Annotated in this window: 14 protein-coding genes and 1 tRNA gene; 4 read left to right on the forward strand and 11 right to left on the reverse strand. The window is 27.4% G+C overall.

All coding sequences use genetic code 4. The features are described from left to right. Both T386_RS04300 and T386_RS04305 read left to right on the forward strand, forming a co-directional pair. The coding region (locus T386_RS04300) for a lipoprotein 17-related variable surface protein (protein ID WP_036459968.1) at positions 1–1,068 on the forward strand (1,068 nt) is incomplete at its 5' end. 125 nt (positions 1,069–1,193) lie between these two features. Continuing rightward, entirely contained in the window at positions 1,194–2,921 is a 1,728-nt protein-coding gene (locus T386_RS04305; RefSeq protein WP_036459971.1) for a hypothetical protein, read from the forward strand. A gap of 9 nt (positions 2,922–2,930) precedes the next feature. On the opposite strand, the gene T386_RS0102470 is transcribed toward T386_RS04305, so the two are convergent. The 11 genes from T386_RS0102470 to T386_RS0102520 all read right to left on the reverse strand — a co-directional run bounded on the left by T386_RS0102470 (position 2,931) and on the right by T386_RS0102520 (position 17,253). Further along, positions 2,931–4,316 carry an MSC_0618 family F1-like ATPase beta subunit gene (locus T386_RS0102470; RefSeq protein WP_029513576.1) on the reverse strand — a complete coding sequence of 462 codons (1,386 nt, stop codon included), beginning with the start codon at positions 4,314–4,316 and terminating at the stop codon, positions 2,931–2,933. Further along, complete coding sequence (locus tag T386_RS0102475; protein ID WP_029513577.1) at positions 4,316–5,851, reverse strand: MSC_0619 family F1-like ATPase alpha subunit; 1,536 nt, start codon at positions 5,849–5,851, stop codon at positions 4,316–4,318. Before T386_RS0102475 ends, T386_RS0102470 begins: the two co-directional genes overlap by 1 nt. A 14-nt stretch (positions 5,852–5,865) precedes the next feature. After that, positions 5,866–7,911 (reverse strand): MSC_0620 family F1-like ATPase-associated subunit, encoded by a 2,046-nt coding sequence (locus T386_RS0102480; RefSeq protein ID WP_029513578.1) that lies wholly within the window; start codon positions 7,909–7,911, stop codon positions 5,866–5,868. Between the two features lies 1 nt (position 7,912). Next, the gene (locus T386_RS0102485; RefSeq protein ID WP_029513579.1) at positions 7,913–8,365 is read right to left on the reverse strand and encodes an MSC_0621 family F1-like ATPase epsilon subunit; all 453 of its coding nucleotides are present in this window, start codon (positions 8,363–8,365) and stop codon (positions 7,913–7,915) included. A gap of 10 nt (positions 8,366–8,375) precedes the next feature. Further along, complete coding sequence (locus tag T386_RS0102490; RefSeq protein WP_029513580.1) at positions 8,376–9,260, reverse strand: MSC_0622 family F1-like ATPase gamma subunit; 885 nt, start codon at positions 9,258–9,260, stop codon at positions 8,376–8,378. After that, entirely contained in the window at positions 9,260–9,778 is a 519-nt protein-coding gene (locus T386_RS0102495; RefSeq protein ID WP_051622782.1) for an MSC_0623 family F1-like ATPase-associated protein, read from the reverse strand. Before T386_RS0102495 ends, T386_RS0102490 begins: the two co-directional genes overlap by 1 nt. Further along, on the reverse strand, positions 9,753–11,228 hold the full coding sequence (locus T386_RS0102500) for an MSC_0624 family F1-like ATPase-associated membrane protein (RefSeq protein WP_029513582.1): 1,476 nt from the start codon (positions 11,226–11,228) through the stop codon (positions 9,753–9,755). The genes T386_RS0102495 and T386_RS0102500 overlap by 26 nt, the downstream gene beginning before the upstream one ends. A 71-nt stretch (positions 11,229–11,299) precedes the next feature. Next, positions 11,300–13,561 carry an Ig-specific serine endopeptidase MIP gene (gene mip / locus T386_RS0102505; RefSeq protein WP_029513583.1) on the reverse strand — a complete coding sequence of 754 codons (2,262 nt, stop codon included), beginning with the start codon at positions 13,559–13,561 and terminating at the stop codon, positions 11,300–11,302. A 21-nt stretch (positions 13,562–13,582) separates the two neighbouring features. Further along, on the reverse strand, positions 13,583–15,805 hold the full coding sequence (locus T386_RS0102510; protein WP_029513584.1) for a putative immunoglobulin-blocking virulence protein: 2,223 nt from the start codon (positions 15,803–15,805) through the stop codon (positions 13,583–13,585). Positions 15,806–16,045: 240 nt separating this feature from the next. Further along, positions 16,046–16,121 (reverse strand) — tRNA-Lys (locus T386_RS0102515). Between the two features lie 127 nt (positions 16,122–16,248). Further along, positions 16,249–17,253 carry an ECF transporter S component gene (locus tag T386_RS0102520; RefSeq protein ID WP_029513585.1) on the reverse strand — a complete coding sequence of 335 codons (1,005 nt, stop codon included), beginning with the start codon at positions 17,251–17,253 and terminating at the stop codon, positions 16,249–16,251. A gap of 110 nt (positions 17,254–17,363) precedes the next feature. Between T386_RS0102520 and T386_RS0102525 the strand changes: the two genes are divergently transcribed. After that, entirely contained in the window at positions 17,364–18,734 is a 1,371-nt protein-coding gene (locus T386_RS0102525) for a M17 family metallopeptidase (RefSeq protein WP_029513586.1), read from the forward strand. A gap of 84 nt (positions 18,735–18,818) precedes the next feature. Further along, entirely contained in the window at positions 18,819–19,388 is a 570-nt protein-coding gene (locus T386_RS0102530) for a thymidine kinase (RefSeq protein WP_029513587.1), read from the forward strand. The last annotated feature ends 74 nt before the right edge of the window (positions 19,389–19,462 follow it).

Consider the following 19,462-nt stretch of genomic DNA (forward strand, 5'->3'; position numbering starts at 1 on the left):
AATAATTTAAATTATCATAAAAATTTTGTTTTAACTGGTTTTTACAGTACTAAAAAATTTGATGATTTAAAGAACAATTTAGATATAGAAAATAGGGATGACCCATCTATTCCATATTTATTGCCAAGTAAATATGACACTAACAATATTAAATTAAAAAATGAATCATTGTTGCTAAAAAGCAATCCAAATCTAAAGATAGATAAAAAAATAACAACAAATGATAATGATGGAATTATGAGTATTTCTATTATCTTGCGAGATTCATTGAATAATTTGGAATATTCAAAAGTTTTGGAAATCAGAAATTTTTATAGCAAGACTGCATTTCATCAACAAATAGCTGAATTATCAGAAGATGATTTAAATATAACAGTGAACAGAAAAATGCGACCTAGTGATTACCACTTTGATTATTCAAAACCTATTAATTTAAAAGACAATTCATCATTATTAGCAAAAAATCCAAATCTAAAAATAATTAAATATAAAAAAGTTTCGGTTATTTCACATAGTAATGCTCGTGGTACTTTAAAAATTCACATTTGGGTGGCTGATGAAAAGAATAATTTATATAACGATAAGGATATAGAAATTACTGGTTTTGCTAAACAAGAATGAACGGTTCAAGAGTTAGATTATCTTGTGGATAAAATTATGACAACACCAATAAGTCAAGGCAAATATATTCTCACAACTATCACAGGCATTCCATCCTTCTCAGGCGCAAAATATAGAAATCTTTATTTAAAGCAATCTTACTATTCAAATTTTCTTACATTTGAAATTGATGAAGAACATAAGGATATTCAATCGCCGTCATTGAATTGAATGATAGAAAAAACCTTTTTAATGATACGTGTGCATAAAAAAGATGAACCAGAAAATGTCAAGGTTCGTTGAAAGGTGAAAGGAGAAGAAAAAATACTTACTGCGCGTAAACAATGATATCAACTTTATGGAACACACGGCTTAAAAAAGTCAACAAAATTCATTACTATATATGTTATCTATCATAGTGATAAAAGCAATTATTTCGATGTTGATATAAATGTTCAAGAGTTATAGGTAGAAAATATAAGTCTTATTTTTTGGTACTGCATGAAGTATTCATACTTTTTGCCCCATAGTTAAGTTAATAGCATATATAGTTTTATAATTTAAGCACTAATTTTTAATTTAAGGAGTAAACAATGCAAAAAAAGAGATTGAAAAAATCATTAATTTTTGTTCTCCCTGCTGTTTTAATTACAACAACAGCACCACTAGCAAGCGTTAGTTGCGGGGGGGGCAAATATAGTTATTTAAATGAAATTAAATTTAATTTAATCAATCCATCCATAACCACAAATAAAGAAATAGTAGATGAATTTAAAAAGAACAAACAATCTTTAAAAAAATATATAGAAATTTCTAATCCAAATAAATATAAACTCGAAATTAAAGATGTAGAATCAGTTGGCAATAGTGCTATTAAGATTCTAATTAAAACATCTCAAAATGGAAAAAATGAATATAGTGCGTGGACTCAACCAATAAGTGGTCTTAAAGATCCATCAAAAGCGTGAGAACAAAATGATTTAGAATTACTTTCAAAAGTTTTATTAGATCAAATTAAAAATAAACCAAAAGATTTAATTGATTTACAAAGTAGTAAGATTAAGGACAAGTTTCCTTCAACTATTGATAATGAAATGATTCAATTTAAACCAAATGAATTAATTAGTAACAAATTACCAGAGATTAAATTAGTTGCCAACATTGATCCTCATTCTAAGGATGATGTTAAAGGCACATTATCACTTTCATTAAAACTTAAAAATAAAAAGGGTAAACTTTACAAAATAACTAAAAATAATATAACACTATCAACTAATGATGGACTTTTATCATTAGATGATTTAGCGTCAAAATTAACAGTTAATGATTTAGATTTACCGACTGCTATTGGAGAGTTATTGCCATCTAAATTTGAATTTGAAAGTAATGATATTTTTAATAAAGACTCTATCCTTAAGAAAAACAATGTGTATTCCAATGTTGAGATTCAAGATGTTAGTTATGATAACAAAGATCCTGAAGGAATTAAAATAGTTTCGTTTAAGTTAAAACACAAGAATCAATTGTCTAAACTTATTAATTTAACTATAAATCAGTTCTATTCTACAAAACAGTTTGATGAATTAGTCGAAAGTTTAACAGTCAATGATTTGGACATAAATATTGATCCAACTGTGTTTCCTAGCAATTTTGATGTTAATAACATTCAATTAAAAAAAGATTCGCTATTATTAGCAAAAAATCCAAATTTAAGAATCAAAAGTGTTCTCAAAAGTTCTGTTGACGATAATGATGGCTTATGCTATGTAACTATAGAATTAGAAGATACGTCAAACAAATTAGCATTTTCACACACAAATCTTTTATTATCTGGCTTTGCAGGAAAATCTATTAAAAAACAACTTCAAAGAAAGCTTGATGATCTTGTTGATAAAATTCAAAGCACACCAATAAAAGAAGGAAAATATATATTGTTTGAAAAGGAGGATGATTATGATTTTCCAGGGTTCGTTCTTTGGCAAATAAGAGCATATAAAACCATAGTAAAAAACTTTCAATTCAATCAAGAAAAGAAGGGAGATATATCATCAAGTATTGCTTTGGTGCCGGTATTGAGACAAGGAACCGATAAGCCCGATATATCATTAAAATATGTAAAATATACTGGAATTAAGCCAAATGTTCAAGCTATGAAATTTTTATATAATCTTTCGTCTAACGGGGTATTGTCGAATAAAACAGTTTCTGTTTATATAATTGCTACTCCTGATGATTATTTTTATGCTGGAAGTAAATCTGGTTTTATTACTAGATTAAAGGTGGATGAGGAAATTAAAACAATAAAAGAATTCATTGAATAACTCAATATCCTATAAACCCAACTCATCATCAGTTGGGATTTTATTATTTGAACTTATATAAGAAAATATTTCTGGGCTTTGTTTAATATATTTGCCTTCAAGAATTCTAATAACACTATCCACTGTTTCATTTAATGGTACATAAGTTCCTTTTGACTTAGTGAAATGTTCAGTCATAAAGAAGTTTTGAGTGAAAAATGCTTCTAATTGAAGTGCTTTTTTAACTATGATTTTACTTTCGTTATCTAATTCATCAAAACCAAGAATTAAAATAACATCTTCTAAATCTTTGTATTGTTTCAATATTTTTTTGGTTTCTAAAATAGCATTATAATGTCTCTTTCCAATGATTTTTTCATCTACTGAGTTTGCTGAACTAGCTAATGGGTCAAAAGCAGGAAAGATATTTTTAGCTGATTGACTTCTTGATAAAACTAAATTTCCGTTTAAGTGGTTAAATACAGCAACGGCAGATGGATCACTTAAATCATCCATAGGTAAGAATATGGTTTGAAATGATGTAATAGAACCATTTTCGTTTCTATGTAATCTATCTTGAATGTTTGATACATCACTTTCAAGGGTTGATTGATAACCACCAACAGAAGGTTTTTTACCTAATGAGGCACTAACTTCGTTTTCAGCTTGAATAAAACGGTAAATATTATCTATAAATAATAAAACGTCTTCTTTTTCATAGTCTCTTAAGTATTCAGCTGATGTGATACCAATAGGAACGATTGAAGTTCTAGCCCCTGGCGATTCATTCATTTTTGAAATATATATTATTGAGTTTTTCATTAAATTAGACTCTTCTAATTCGTTAAATAGCTCAATTCCTTCTCTAGAACGTTCACCAGAGCCTATAAAAATATTAGACGTTGATGAGTATTTTCTATTGATATTAAAAATAATTTCTTTCATAAGCACTGTTTTACCAACACCAGCGCCACCAAAAATACCAAGTTTGAAACCTTTAACAATGGGCATAAAAAAGTCAATAGCTTTAATACCCGTTTCTATTATTTCAGTGTTAGCGTCAAAAAAGTTTGAATTATTGATAGTTGAATTCATTTCGACATATTTAGGTTTTGTGCCTCTATCTTTTAATAATGGTAGTCCCGAAAAGTTGTAAATATTGTTTTTTGATTCCTTACCCACAGGCACCATAAAACTTTTGCCTGTACTTTTAACTATATCATTAATGGCTAATGGTTTAGCAGCATAAACAATAATTGCACGAACACTTTTAGAATCTATTATTCTTTTAACAAGTAAAAATGTTTCATTATTATGAGCAGTTAAAACATGATTAACAGAAGGCAAATGATTTTCTTTGAATTCTATTTCTGCTATATCAGATCATATTTTGATTATTTTTCCTATTTTAGTCATTATTTGTCTCCTAATTTTTTAGCTATTTCTAAAAGAGTGCTATCAGTAAAAGGTATAAAACTGTGATTGTAATCAATTTCCCAGTTTAAATTAGTGTATGTTGAATATTGATGCAGCGCGAATGCAAAGAAATCCTTCATTAATTTATCATCATATAAATCGCCATTTTTAATTGTTTTAAAGGCATTTATGGCATCAGCTTGTGTGTTTATAAGTATATCTAAAAATGCTAATGCTTTTTGTGAATCGTTGACACCTTTTAGTATGTCTCATGATATAAGTTTTGTCATAAATAGAACAAAGTTGTAAGAATATAAAGAGTAACCTTTTTGTGTGAACATCTTATCAATCATTTTTCCTTTTCTTAATAGAGAAGCGGTTTCTTTATTAAGCTCATAATCAAGTGCAGCTAATTTTAAGTGTTGTTTATACTTCTTGTAAATTTTTCCTATTTCACCGGCTACTTTTGTTAATGTAGCAGATTGGACACTCGAGCCCGTTCTTGATACCGATAAATCAATATTAATAGCAGGTAGTTTTCCAGCAGTGAATAAATCAGTATTAGTAACTATTTGACCATCTGTAATAGAAATATCATTCGAAGCAATTAAACTTGTAATATCGCCATCAATAGTTTGGATTATAGGTAAAGCAGTTATAGTTTTCTTATTAACAAATGAACCAGCTCTTTCTAAAAGTGATGAGTGAGCGAAAAACATATCACTAGGCATAGCTTCTTTTCCAACAGGTTTATCAGTTAATAATGCTATTTCTCTAAAAATATTAGAGTGTTTACTTAAATCATCAAAAATAATTAATACATCATCATTATATGAAATATTTTCTGCATGTGCCATGCCTATGTATGGCGCTAAATATTGCTCATAAGCATTAGAAGAAGCATCAATAATTATGGTGTTTTTTAAGGCATCATATTCTTTTAAAACATTATAAATATTAGTTATAGTTTCTCTTTTTTGCCCAATAGCAACATATATACATTTAACATTGTCTTTAGATTGATTAATAATTGCATTGATTGCTAGATGGGTTTTACCCGTTCTTCTGTCGCCAATAATTAACTCCCTTTGTCCTTTACCTATTGGTATAAGCAAATCAATTGAAATAATTCCAGTATAAAGTTGTTGGTTTAATGGTTTGACAGTCATTAAGTTATGTGCCCTACCAAAAACAGGACTTTCATTAGGCAAGATAGTTTGATGAGTGTCAGTTGTATTTTTAGGTCAAATAATATCACCGTATATATTTATTATTTTGCCGTAATAATTGGTATCAGTTTTAATGAGATTTTCTTGTGCGACTTCAATTAACTCTTCATCAATATTTAATGGATAGTTATTAGTATTAGTTAATAAATACGCTTCATCAGTGGAAGCTGAAATCAAGAAAAACTTAATTTTTTCATTACTTTTTAATTTAAAAACTTGATTTTGTTTATAAGTATATGGGCCATATACTTTAACAATATAGTCGTAAATTGCTTTAATTTTTGGATTGTTATTTAAATTATTCATATTTATAAATTCCTTTATGCTAATGTGATTAAAATGATACCAAGCGTTGCTATACTTAATCCTAATGATAGTATAACTGAGCCAGAAATTAATAGATGTTTAGCACCCTTATTTTTATTTTTAAGCGCTAATAAAGTTATACCAGTAGATAATAAAATTATTCCTATTACTGTTAAAACTATTCCAGCATCTTTTTTAACTTTTGAGCCTTTTTTATAGTCTTTTTCTATAATTTTAAATGCCTCTGAATATGCTTTTATAAATTTGTCTTTAAGTTCTTTATTATCAGTAACTTTTTTATTGATTACTAAAGTTGAAAAAAGATTAAATGACTTAAAAATTTTGGCAACAAGATTGTTATATTGATTATATCAATCATTTAATTCAAATGTTCTGTTTGATATTAAAGCATTGAGTTGATAAATGTTATTTTGATTAATTTCAAAAAGTTTAGCAATGTTTTCTAAGTTTGTTTGTGTAGCTTTGGTATTTTCACTAATAAACTTTTTATTAATTTTAATAATTTCTGAAAATTGATAATTTACTGCTTCAAAAGCTAATGGTAATGTTTTTCAAAAGTTATTCGCATTTATTTTTAAGCTTGTTAAACTTGTAAGGAAATTGTACTTAGTCGCCACTTTAAGACTGTTAATAATAGATTTATCGTTATCAAACTTTTCATAATATTTATTTATGTTTTCATTTTCTGATCATTCAAATGAATTTTCTTTGGTTGATCAAATCATTTTTGAAGAAGCATTTACCATGTTGAATAAAGCATCTTGAATAAATTTATTTCTAATTAAACTGTAATCAAGTTTATCATCCATTGAAAGAGATTGAATTAATTGACTAAAAATATCTTTAACAACTTTAATTTGATTTTCTTTTAGAAACAGCCATGATGGTGAATTAATTAATTGAATTTCACTTATAGTGTAGCTTTTTGTTAGCTTTGGATTGACTCTATCAGTAATATGTACTATCACATTCTTGATTTTGTTATTGTTTTCAGCATCGAAACTAAATACTTTATATTCATATCTTGTATTAATTGGGTTATTAAAGTAAAAGAATTGTTGCTTGGTTTTAGCATCAGCTGAATCAAATTGATTTTTTAACTCAAAGGCAGTGTACTTTGCATATTTACTTGATGTGTAAGGGAATAATGTACTAAGGCTTTCGATTTGCTTTTCAAATTCATTTGGATTTTTAATATCCGTATCATCAGGCACAATTGGAGGTATTGAAGGTGGGTCATTAGGTTTTTGTTTTTCATTTTGTGGATCTTCTGATTCTTGATTTTGTTTTAAGTCGAAGTCTACAAATCTTGGTTGAATTTTAGATTTAATATATTCATCTCAGGTTTTGTAATCCTTAGGTAATGAAACAGACAAATTACCATTGTTATCTTTTATTAATTCAACATCTTTATCAATTATAGGAACATCTTTTTCATTAAAAATGATCGAGTTCATTTGTTTATTAATGAGTTCCTCAGCATATTTTTTAAGTATTGCTGTAAATTTGTCTTTTGGAATGCTATTAGTAATGTCCTTTTTTGTTGTTTTTGATTTGCCTTTTGGAGCAATAGCTTCATCATAGTTCATTTGCTTATCATCAACAACTTTTATATCCTTATAAACTTTATTATTAAAATCGATATCTGCGAAGTTATACTTTTTATTTTTAGCCACAACATAAGGAAAAATAATGTAAAAGCCATATTTAGATGGATTGGTTTTCATATCATCTTTATTTTTTTCAAAATATTCTAAAAGTTTATTGAAATAGAAAATGCTTTGAATTCTCCTTTTAAAATCCGTCTCATTGTTTTTAATAAGCCTGTCTTGAATAGCCTTAATATAAGCAATTGACTTATCTACAAAAGCACTGATCAACTTTTTCATCTCATCAGTTGCTAAATTATCATAATCACTAAAATTAGGGTCTGGTTTTGCTTCATTATTTGATTTTGCACTAATTGAAAAAGCAGTAGTCATTAACAATATTGGTGCCAAGGAAGACAATTTAAATATTTTTTTGATTTTTTTATTCATATTACACTTCATCCATTAGATTTAATCTATTTATCATTTTTAGTACATAGTTTTTGTACGATATATCATCATAAGTTATAATTTCGTCAATTGTCAGCCCTATATTCTTTTTAAGATTTAATAGTTTTAGTTGGTTGGAAGCATCAATAAACTCTTGAGTTTTATTATTTTTTCTAAGCGATGAAACATAAAATTTATTATTAGAAAATGTGCTTATATTTGCTATATTATCTTTGATAAATATATTAGTTTTCTTTAAGAAAATGAAATATTCTTTATTTGCTAGAGCATCATAAATTTTAATTAACAGCTTATCATAACCACAAATAGAATTGTTAGTTAATTCATGGAAATCATCTTCATCGTTGGTATTAATAAATATTTTAGCCTTGGGGAAGACATAACCTGTATTAGATATAAAATGAATATTAATTTTTAAAAAATTTTCACTCATGTGCTTCTCCTTAATTTAATTTGTTGTTTCTGGTTAATAAAGTGATTTCTTCTATTTCTAATTCGCTTTTAATTCTATTTAATTGTTTCTTTAATTTGTATTTAGACTCATCAATTTGTTTAATTATTTTGTTTGTTGAAACAAGACCTATTTTTGCGCTATAAAATGAAGATTCGCAAATAAGCGCATTTATAGTGTTATATAAAAAGATATTAATTTCAGTATTTATAAAATCGTTGATATTTGGATAAATTTTGAACTCATTAAAATTCAAAAAAGATTTATTATCATCATAATTATTTGAAATTAATTTATCTATATCAAACTGATTTATAGGCAAAATAGTAAAAAAACCATTATAATTTTTATTTGAATTAATTACAAATCTAACGTTGGAATAATTACCAGTAGCAAAAAGTGTTTTAATAATTGAAACTAAATTATTAGACAAATTTTGGTTTTTTTTATTATTTTCAAAGTATTTCAAAACATTTAATTTATTTTTAGTACAAAACTCATTTGCGTGGTTTCCAATAACAATAAAATCATCTTGTTTTGTGTTATTTTTCAGAATTGTTTCTTCATAACGAGAATATGAGTCTGTGGCATATTTTTGCTCTTCAGTGATATAAATCCACAAAATTTTCTTTGATTTTTTTCTTCAAGCGAAGAGTTTGCTCACAAAATTATTTGCCTCCAATAAGTCATTTTTGATGCTATACTGCTTTTGCATAGCTGTGATAATTTTTTTATTCATAAGCGCGTTATTAGCAAAAAACGATAACTGCTGGTTTATTTTCATAAATTGAATTATGAAAATGTTCCTATCGTTATTAACCTTTAATGTGAGATTATCTAATCTGTTAATTTTTTCTTCAATTTTTTTAAGATGCATTATTTACCCTTTTTATTTTTTATATTTTCAATAGGAAGTTCAGCAGCTATAGACTTATCAAAAAGGATGATTAATTGACCAGTGGTTTGTGATTTATAGATAATCAAGTTATGAAAAATTTCAACATATCTATACAGCGATAAATTTTGACTAATTTCATTGTTCAATGATTCAAGAAAAGCATTGTATGTTAAGTCTTTGCTAGTTGATAGATTAATTGCATTATTATTTGACGACAACTTTTCAGAAAGCATGGGAACTAATGTATTAATAGAAAATTTAGGATTAACATTGAATGTTAGTATAAAGTTTCTATACAAAATGTCAGTTTTGTTTAAAAGTGCGTTTTGCATTTCGCTGTAAAACTTTTTGTATGATGACGAATTGAAACCTAAATTATTTTTGAACAAAACATAAGAGATAAGTTTGTCGTATGAAATTAAATCAGTGTTGTTTTTGGCATCTTCAAATTCTTGAAAAACATTGAAATAATTACTTAATGCTTGCTGTTTTTTCATTATTCTCCTTTATGATATTTTTAGTTAAGAAAATGATTATAAAAAGTTTAACTACAATTGCTAATAGCGCTACAAAAAATAAAGAAACGTTAATAATAAGCAAAATTTGGACAATAGACACACTATATGTTATAGTCATAAAATAGTAGTTGTTATATTCGCTTGATGATAGCAGATAGTTAATTCCAAACACAAATAATGTAATGCCTATGAGAACTAATATTGAGAAAAGAATAACTAGAATATAAACATCAACGTTTTTATTTTTTAGTCAATAAATAAAGAATATTATCAGTGAAACCAATGAGGCAAATACTGTATTAACAGTCATTACTAATAAATCTGAATTGAGTAATATAGTTGTTAGCAGAGACATTCAAATAAGTAATTGACATGAAAGGTGCAATGTTAATAAATTTAAACTGCCATAAAATTTGGTTCTGCTATAAGCAACTGAAGCAAAGATATAACCACCCAAAATAATAAATAGAAACGCAATTTCCAAGAAAAATAAATAGTCTCTTTTGATTTTTATTTCAAAAACATTAATAGCACTTTGTTTATATAAAAATACCTTGATAAATCATAACAATAGTGAAAAAATAATGCAAAACATTAAATAAAATCTATTTTTTAGTGTGCCAGTATTAATCTTTTTATAAATGATGAAATAAACTAATTCAAAGTATGATCCAACAAGAAGCAGACTAATGGTAAGTATGAAAAGCAGTAAAAGAAAAAGATTTTCTATTTTTTGAACCATAAATATATTGTTTAATCATTTATAAACGGGGTTGCCATAGAGAATAATTTGATTTGATACTCCAGTGAATATTCAACTATAAAATAGTGCATATGTAATAGACAACAAGAGAAATTGGCTAACAACAGGAATAATTATTATTGCTTTATGTTTATAAACAATAGGGTCTTTTTTTCTTCTATTAAGATAGTTATATATTGTATAAGACAAATTTATAACAAAAACAAATGTTAAGATATTAATCAAGTGAATAAGCTTTGATGTGTTAATTTCAGTATATGTAAATAATAATGTAAAGCTAGATATAGTAAGTAATAAATATAATATAAATCAAGGAATGTACTTTTTTATTATTAATTTATTTGCATACACGTTATTGTGGTTTTTTACAAGCGAGTATGTAAATACAAACATTAGTATAATAGCTCGTCAAATAATTAAATAATTAAGTTGCTCTAATTTTTGACTCTGGTAATTAAATAAAAAGGTTCATGATTGAGGCAATAACATTTTTTCCGGTAGTATGGTTTTATTAATAAATAAAAGCAATGATAAAAGAAGAATGATTGTGCCTATCCTAAGAAAATAGAGCATCACCTTAGTGATAGTCGTGTTATTTGTGTTATTTTTAACTGTGCTCTCATCTTCATATATAGTGTTATTTAAATTAATGTTTTTATTATTCATGACACTCCTGACTACATAATAAATAAAATAAAATAGAACAAAAATTTCTATTTTATAGTTCTAAAAGGAAATTAATGAAACTGAAATTCGCTTGGAATATTATTTAATCCATTTTCAAATAAGCTAGTTTTTATATCTTGACCTTGATAAGCATTTAATAATGCCTGACGATATGAATTGATTTGGTTTTTGCCACCACCATAAATTAAGTCATATTGTGGGAGATTATAACTTCCATAAAGATTTTGATAATCAAAACCTTCCGATCTAAACGCTACTGCTAAACCTGTGTGAGCCGAAGCATTTGAAATATGATAAACTCCAATAATTTCATTATTTTGCGTTCTTATACTTGTACCAGAAGCTCCGCCAACAGGAGCATAGTGTCTAATTAAGTATTCAAGCCCCATAGAGATATATTGATTGCCATTTGATTCATAAAATTTATTTCCAGCAAAAGGAGCTGATATAAATGAATCTAATACACCGGGTTTATTTGTAAATGATCTATAGCCCAAAGCATAAGATAAATAATTGCCTCTATCAGTTCGTTCTTTTTCAAAAGTATCACCTGTCAATTCATTATAAAATCTATAATCAGAATTAGTTCATAAAGAAAAGTTGAATTGGTTTCTGTATTTAATTTGATCATCATCAACATATTGTCTCAAGAAATAGTCGCCAGTTGAATTAGGATAACCCACAGCAAAAAGTTCATCTTTTTTCTTGTATCATTCTGGATCATTTTTTGGTTTTGCTAATGGAAAATCAATTTTAGAATAATCAGTTAAATATGATGTTGATTTAAATTTAATTTTGGCGCTATCATCATTAGCATAATTATTGGTAATTAATTTAGCAAGATCATGAGCGTCTAAGTTTTCATAATCTGCTGAAACAGCACCTGCTCCTGTTAAACCGTTAAATTCAATTTTTTCAAAGTCAATTTCAAAAACAGAAAAATCTAAGAATTCTTCAACATTTGCATATTCATTTTTTTGTTTATCATTAAGAAAATCAGCGGGTTTAGAACTTAAAAAATTGCTTGCTGAAAAAATAGTTTTTATACCATTATTGGTTATATATTTATTGTTATTAGAATCCTTAGGGCTGAATAAAAAGCTTCTGAAATTTGGATCTAAATTAGTCAATTTAAATGTTGATTTAATTTTGGCGGTATCCATTAATTTTAAAATAGAAAACGAAGTTGAGTTATTTTTTAAAGCATCAGCAACGTGCATGTTTGTACCAAAATACCATTTTGTAGGATATTTATTATCACTTCTTTTTTGATAGTCCATTAGTCACATAGTACCTGATGTAGTGATATATTCACGTTTTTCTGGATTCTTTTCAGTTGAAATAGTTACTCCAAAAGTTTGTTTAGCAGCCCTTAAATAATTTTCATTTGGAAGTGTTCTTGCTAAACCATTAATTCGATTAATATCTCTTCCTAATCCATCAACTCAAGAAGGGCCTTTGCCCATCTCTTCCTTAGCAATAGACAAACCCAGGAATTGACCGTTTTGGTCATACGTTGGCACAGTAAAACCTTTTCTAGCAGCATTTTCATAAATGTCTTGATTTAATGCTTTAGCTTTTTGATTAAATTCTTGGATAGCCTTATCGTTGGTATTTAAATCAGGTCTAACTTTGTTTAATTCTTGCTGTATTTTTTGTTGTTTTAAAATATGCATATATTTTGTATTATCAGTTAGGAACCTGTTTTCTTGGCTAGCATTGATATAGCTTCTAGGATCACTAGGTTTTAATGAATCTGCAGAAGAGCTAGGAATTTTACCATATTCATCTGCGCCAAAAGGGCTTGTTTTAAAGCCTGATAAGTCTAAAATATGATTATAATTTTTGCCAGTTTTTTTATCAGTTATTTTAAGTGATAATTGAAATTTTCCGTTAACATTGCTGTCTTTAGTAATTATTGCGTCAAGGACACTAATTTCAATTTCATTCTTAAATTCATTTAATGTTATTTCAATGCCCTTATCTAAATTATTCTTAACTTGTGTAGGCAATAATTGATCATAATTTAAATTAGTTAACATATGATCTTTCATTTTAAAATCAAATGTTTTTGGAAATTTGATTTCATTAACTATCTTTTTAAATTCATCAGAAGCATTATTTATATCGTCTAAATCTTTATTAATAGGTGGATTTGCTTCATTATTATTACTGTTATTATCTGGATTTTTATTATTACTATTATTATTTGGATCTTTTTCTTTTTGATCAGTGTTTTTACATGCAACTATCATTGGAATAAAGCCTAAATTAATTGCCAATAGTGAAAACATTATTTTTTTGTGTTTCATTATTTTCTCCTTTCGCTCAATCTACACGAATTCTAAATCTTCATCAGGTGTGGAAACATTAAAACCAGATTGTTGAAGTTGGCGTTTTAATTCATGCGCGTTTTGATCAACAATTACTTGCCTGTTCCGCAATGATTCACCATAATTAAACAATATATTTAAGTTTTGTATTCCATCTACGTTCAATCTGTCAGTGCCTGTAATTCTAACTTTGGTTGTTGCATTACCATTGCTAAATAAGATTTTTGTTCTAGGTGGAGTTGGTTCATTTAATACTAAATGTCTATTGAAACCCGCTTGATTTAGCTCACTAGATTTTATTTCAAATGCACTACCACTGCTGTAAAGTTTCAATCTTCTTAATTTTCTTGGTTTTGAATTTGAGTTTTTAAATTTATCGTGGAATTCAAGCCCCATGAGTGATCTTAATGACTTGACTCTACTTAAATCTAAACCTTGCGGATAACTATTTTCAGATTCTTTATGATCTGGATCATTACCCGGACCAAAACCACCTTGGAATATTGGTTCATTGTTTCTAACCCAATACACCATTCTGAGTCCATCATTAATTCTTTTGATTTTCCCTTCTCATGTAGAATCATTATTATTAAAGTCTATTTCGTCAAAAGCCAGTGTGTCAAAAGTTATTCTAGTAGCAATTTCAGCGCCGAGCTTATATTCGCTGCTTACATTGTAGTCATTGGTGTTAATTCATTCAACATTTCTTAAAGCATTTGGATTTATTGATCACTCATCTAATAATGAGTTGCCCAATGTATATAGACCCAATTCTTTTATTCGCTTATTTTCAAGCGCAATTAGTGCTGATGTATTAGCGGCTGTTGCTGAGAAGAAAAGTTCTAATAATGGAAGGTCATCAGGTATTTCTTTTAAAATATTTGCAAATTGTTGATTAGCATCAAATTTACCCATATTTCTTATTCTATAACCAGTAATTTCAACTTTTTGCTCCTTTAATGTTTGAATAAGCTGTCTTGCTTTTTCATAACCTTTTGGATTTGAAGCATCTATATCTATAATATAGCCGACATTCATTTTTCCGGCTTCATTTTTTTCTCTTGTAAGCTTACTTACACTAATACCATCGCCATTGTCAATTCCATATTTGTGGAATTCTGATGTTGCGTCAGTTTTCTTTCAACCAGGATAATTTCCGGTTTGTGTTTGTCAAGGAGTTCTTCATTTTGAATCATTGTAGCCAAAAACTCTACGATTATAATTATCATTTTGTAAACGTGATGTTACACTATTATAACCGTCAGGTACATTGAAAGCATATGAATCTAGTTCGCCATTTTCATTAATATATGAATTATCAGGGTCAGGGGTTAAACCTTCAGCAAGAAATTTATCAGCGCCACTTGATAATTTTGTAAATTTATCAAAATCTAAATTACTATATAATCACGCATATTTGTGATCCTTTGTTAAAAAGGTTTTACTTGGAAATTCACTTTTAGCTGGTTCTTTTAAAAAGTTAACAACATTTGGAGAATCAAATAATCTTTGAAATTTTTGTCAAATTTTGTCAAATCAAGCACGATTATTATCAACAAATCTTTGAGTAGTTTCTGCATCATTAATATTTTCAATATCTTTCAGTAAGTCTTTAACAGATTTATCTAACCAACCAGGATTTAAACCACTTTTTCCTTTTTTAAGACTTTCATTTCTTAATTCATCAGTTACTTTAACTTTTTTAAGTTTCCCAACAATATGGTTAATATATGGGTTAGGATTTTGCAAATTATTGTCTTTGTCATAATCAAATGTTTCACGTGGTGATGTTTCTTCAACTTCAGCATCAACTCACACACCATTAATTTGTATCCTTCTGATTGTGGTACTTGTTGAAGGTTTTGATGGCTTTGGCGGGGTAGGAGGTTTAGGAGTTTCTGGTTCCTTTTTTTCTTCTGCTGGTTTTGGTTTAGGTTTTGGGCTAGGGGTAGGTTTTATTATTGGTTTTTGTTTTTCTGGGATCGGTTTAGGTTTTTCGATTTCTTTTAAATTATTATCTGTTGTTGAACTATTTGCATTAGAATAATCTAAATTATCTTTGGGTATTAAATTTGGGCTTAAATTAGACTTTTTTGTAAAAAAGTCATTTTCATTTTTGTTGCTTGTTTTATATAACAAAACACTTGATAGTGTTGCCAGAGAAACAACTGCACCTAATAAAGTGAATATAATTTTATTTTTTCTTTTGTTGAAAAACTTCATAATGCCCCCTATATCTTGTTTAATAATAATTAAAATATTAATTATATAGTTTATTATTGATATTTAAATGTATTATAAACCCCAAACAGTAATTTGCAGAAAAAATCACCTATTTGCCTATAAAACACCTTCATTAAGCATTTAATATTAGCAAAAAGAAACACATTGAATTGTTTTTTAACTTAATTATTGCAAAATTAAAATCAGCAAAAGCTGATTCAAGGTTTCATAAATGAAATATGGTACGCCGTGCAGGGTTCGAACCTGTGACCCGCTGGTTAAGAGCCAGCTGCTCTACCGACTGAGCTAACAGCGCATTTGATTTTTGCCTTACTATTATATTATAAAAAAGCAAAAATCAAAATTCATAATTTATACGTTTTAAAATGCAATAAAATAAATTGTAAATTATACAAATAAGACTATTTTATAGGTTAATCTATCTAATAAACAATAGATTCATTTTTATTAACAAGCGGGTTAATTACATTGTATGTAAAGAATATAATAAACATATTAAATCAAATTTTTACGGGACTAAAAATGATATGTTGGAACATATAGGTAATAATTGAACCAGATTCTCCTGAACCACTTGTAGCATTATAATCTGCTAATGATAACAAAGGTACATTAATTAATTCAATCAATGCTGAAAAAATTACAATAGGAACAATAACTAGATATCTTTTTGGTTTCATTTTAAATCTAGCTATAAACAAAAATAGTAACATAGCGACATAACCGCCGGCCATCATAGCAAATAAACCGGTTCTATTTGGAATAACACTATATTTTTTAATAACATTTAAGTCGATAATCTCGAATACCATAAAGTAAATTAATAAACAAACCAGTGATAGTATTAAAAAGGAAAGTAATAAATTTACATTTAATAAAGGTCTTTGAGAGCCAGCTATCATAGCATGTTTTCTTTTTTCACTTATTAAAATTATTTTATTTTGAATCTTTTTAATTTTTGAGCTTTGAGGTTGTGTTAGCATTATTTTTTCAAGATTTCTTTTATATTTATATATTGTTCCTGCAAAACTAGCATCTCGAAATTCACCACCAAAAGCATAACGCAATATTTTAAGAAATATTCAACCTATCAAGCCTGCGATCACACCATCAACAACAGCAGATAAAGTATAGTAAACACTATAAAAAGTCGGGAATAATGAGAAAGAAACAATGTCACTTATCAGTCCTACTATTCCACCAACTAATGGTCCAAAAATAAAACCACTTATTTTTATTGGCAGCCCAATAAAACTAATTTTATATGTTGGAATTGAAATAAAAGGCACAAATGAAGCAAACACAACAAAAATAACCACCGAGATGGCAATTAAAATTCCAATAAAGGAAATAGATCTGATACTTAGTTTTGGAAATAAAGAAAAATCATTAAAGATTTTTTTTACAACAGTAAATGTTTTTTTCATATTTTCCTTAATTATTAATAATGGTTATTATATATAAAATATAGATATTTAAATGGTAAAATAATTTAAGATTATTAAATTTTATAGAAAAGTTTATAGAAAGGATTAGTATGAAACTCTTTGAAAAAATTACAACTAAAAGAAATACAAAAATGTTGCTTAAAGCTACTTTTGACAAAGAAATTAAATGTGAATTTTTAATTAAAAAGTCAAATACAATAACAGAATACCTTGATAAAAATGAAGCATTAGTATATTTTGAATCAAAAGAAAAATTAACCTATGAAGATTTATTAGAATTTTTTAAAGGTCTAAGTTCGAGCGCTAAAAGAGATTATCAAGTTGACTTAGCATCATTTGTTACAAAACATATTTTAATAGAACAAGTTATTGATGCTTTCACAAGAGCGATATATTTTGTTAAAGGTGAAATTTATAATGTTAAAAGTAAGGACGAAAACAAAGACATTGAACTTGTTCCATATTTAGAAAAAATAAGCCCAGAAATTGACGAAAAGTTCAATAAATCACTTGTTCTAGCAAAAGCTGTAAATTTTGCTAGAAACTTGCAAATTATGCCACCAAATATTTGTAATTCAGAATATTTAGCTGATGCTGTTGCAAAAGAACTAGATCAATATAAAAATCTTAAAGTTACTGTTTTAAATAAAAAACAAATCGAAGAAAACAAAATGGGACTATTACTTTCAGTTAATAGAGGAAGTGTTTATGAACCGAGAGTTGTTGTTATTGAATATAATGGCAACCCATTATCAAAAGATAAAACTGTAATGATCGGTAAAGGAATTACGTTTGATTCAGGTGGTTATTCGCTTAAACCATCAAGAAGTATGATTACAATGAAATTCGATATGTCAGGTTCTGTAATAGTAGCTTCTACAATGAAAGCATTAGCTCAATTAAAACCTAAGAAAAATGTTGCAGCAATTATGTGTATCACAGATAACAGAATTAATGGCGATGCTTCATTACCTGATTCAGTTTGAACAGCAATGAACGGTAAAACAGTTGAAGTTAATAACACTGATGCTGAAGGTAGATTAGTAATGGCTGACGGACTTGTATATGGAGCTAGAAAGTTAGGCGCTACAAGATTAGTTGATGTTGCTACTTTAACAGGTGCAATTGTTATTGCTTTGGGTCAAACCTATACAGGTGCTTGAACAACAACTGATAAAGCATGAAAAGAATTGTCATCAGCTTCTGAAAAAGCTCATGAATTGATTTGAAGAATGCCATTTGATAAGGCTTTTGGCAAAAATATTAAATCATCTAAAGTTGCAGATCTTAAAAACACAGACTTCTCAGGCAACGCTGGTTCATGTTCAGCTGCAATGTTTTTAAAAGAATTTACAGACGATATTGAATATATTCATTTAGACGTAGCTGGAACAGCCGAAATTAGTGAAGATCCACAAGGTGTTATGATTAGAACACTAACTGAACTTAATTTAATATAGTTTCATTCACAAAATAATTTGAGAATCTTATACACACAGTTGTAGATTCTCTTTTTATTTCAAAAAATAAATAAAGGAGCAAAAATGTATTTAAAAAGTGGCTCTGGCCAACTTGAAGTTATAACTGGTCCGATGTTTTCAGGCAAAACTGAAGAATTATTAAAAAGAATTAATATTTTAAAAATCGCAGATATTAAAGCGTTAGTTTTTAAACCGCAATTTGATAATAGATTTTCAAATGACAAAATTGTAAGTAGAACTGGTGCTGAACATGAAGCAATCAATATAGAAAAATCCAAAGATATTTTAAAATACTGAAAACCTGAATTCAAAGCAGTTGCTATTGATGAAATTAATTTTGTTGACGAAGGAATTTTGGAAGTAATTGATGAACTCATTTTAAATGGAGTTAGAGTTATATGTTCTGGTCTTGATATGGACTTTAAAAGGAGACCATTTGATGTTACTGCTAAAATATTAGCCGTAGCTGATGATATATTAAAGCTTAAAGCAGTTTGTGTAAATTGTAAATCTGATGCTGGTTTTTCATTTAGAAAAATTAAAAATGATGAACTTAATGTTTTAGGTGATTCTGAATATGAAGCAAGATGTAGAGTATGCCATATAAAAGGCGAGAAATTAAAGAATAAGTAATAATTTATTAAAATTATTTAGGATAGTAAATTAATCATATTAAAAAACGAATATACCTTTTTTATAGGCTTATT

It is taken from the genome of Mycoplasmopsis primatum ATCC 25948 (genome assembly GCF_000702785.1).
GTDB lineage: Bacteria > Bacillota_I > Bacilli_A > Mycoplasmatales > Metamycoplasmataceae > Mycoplasmopsis > Mycoplasmopsis primatum.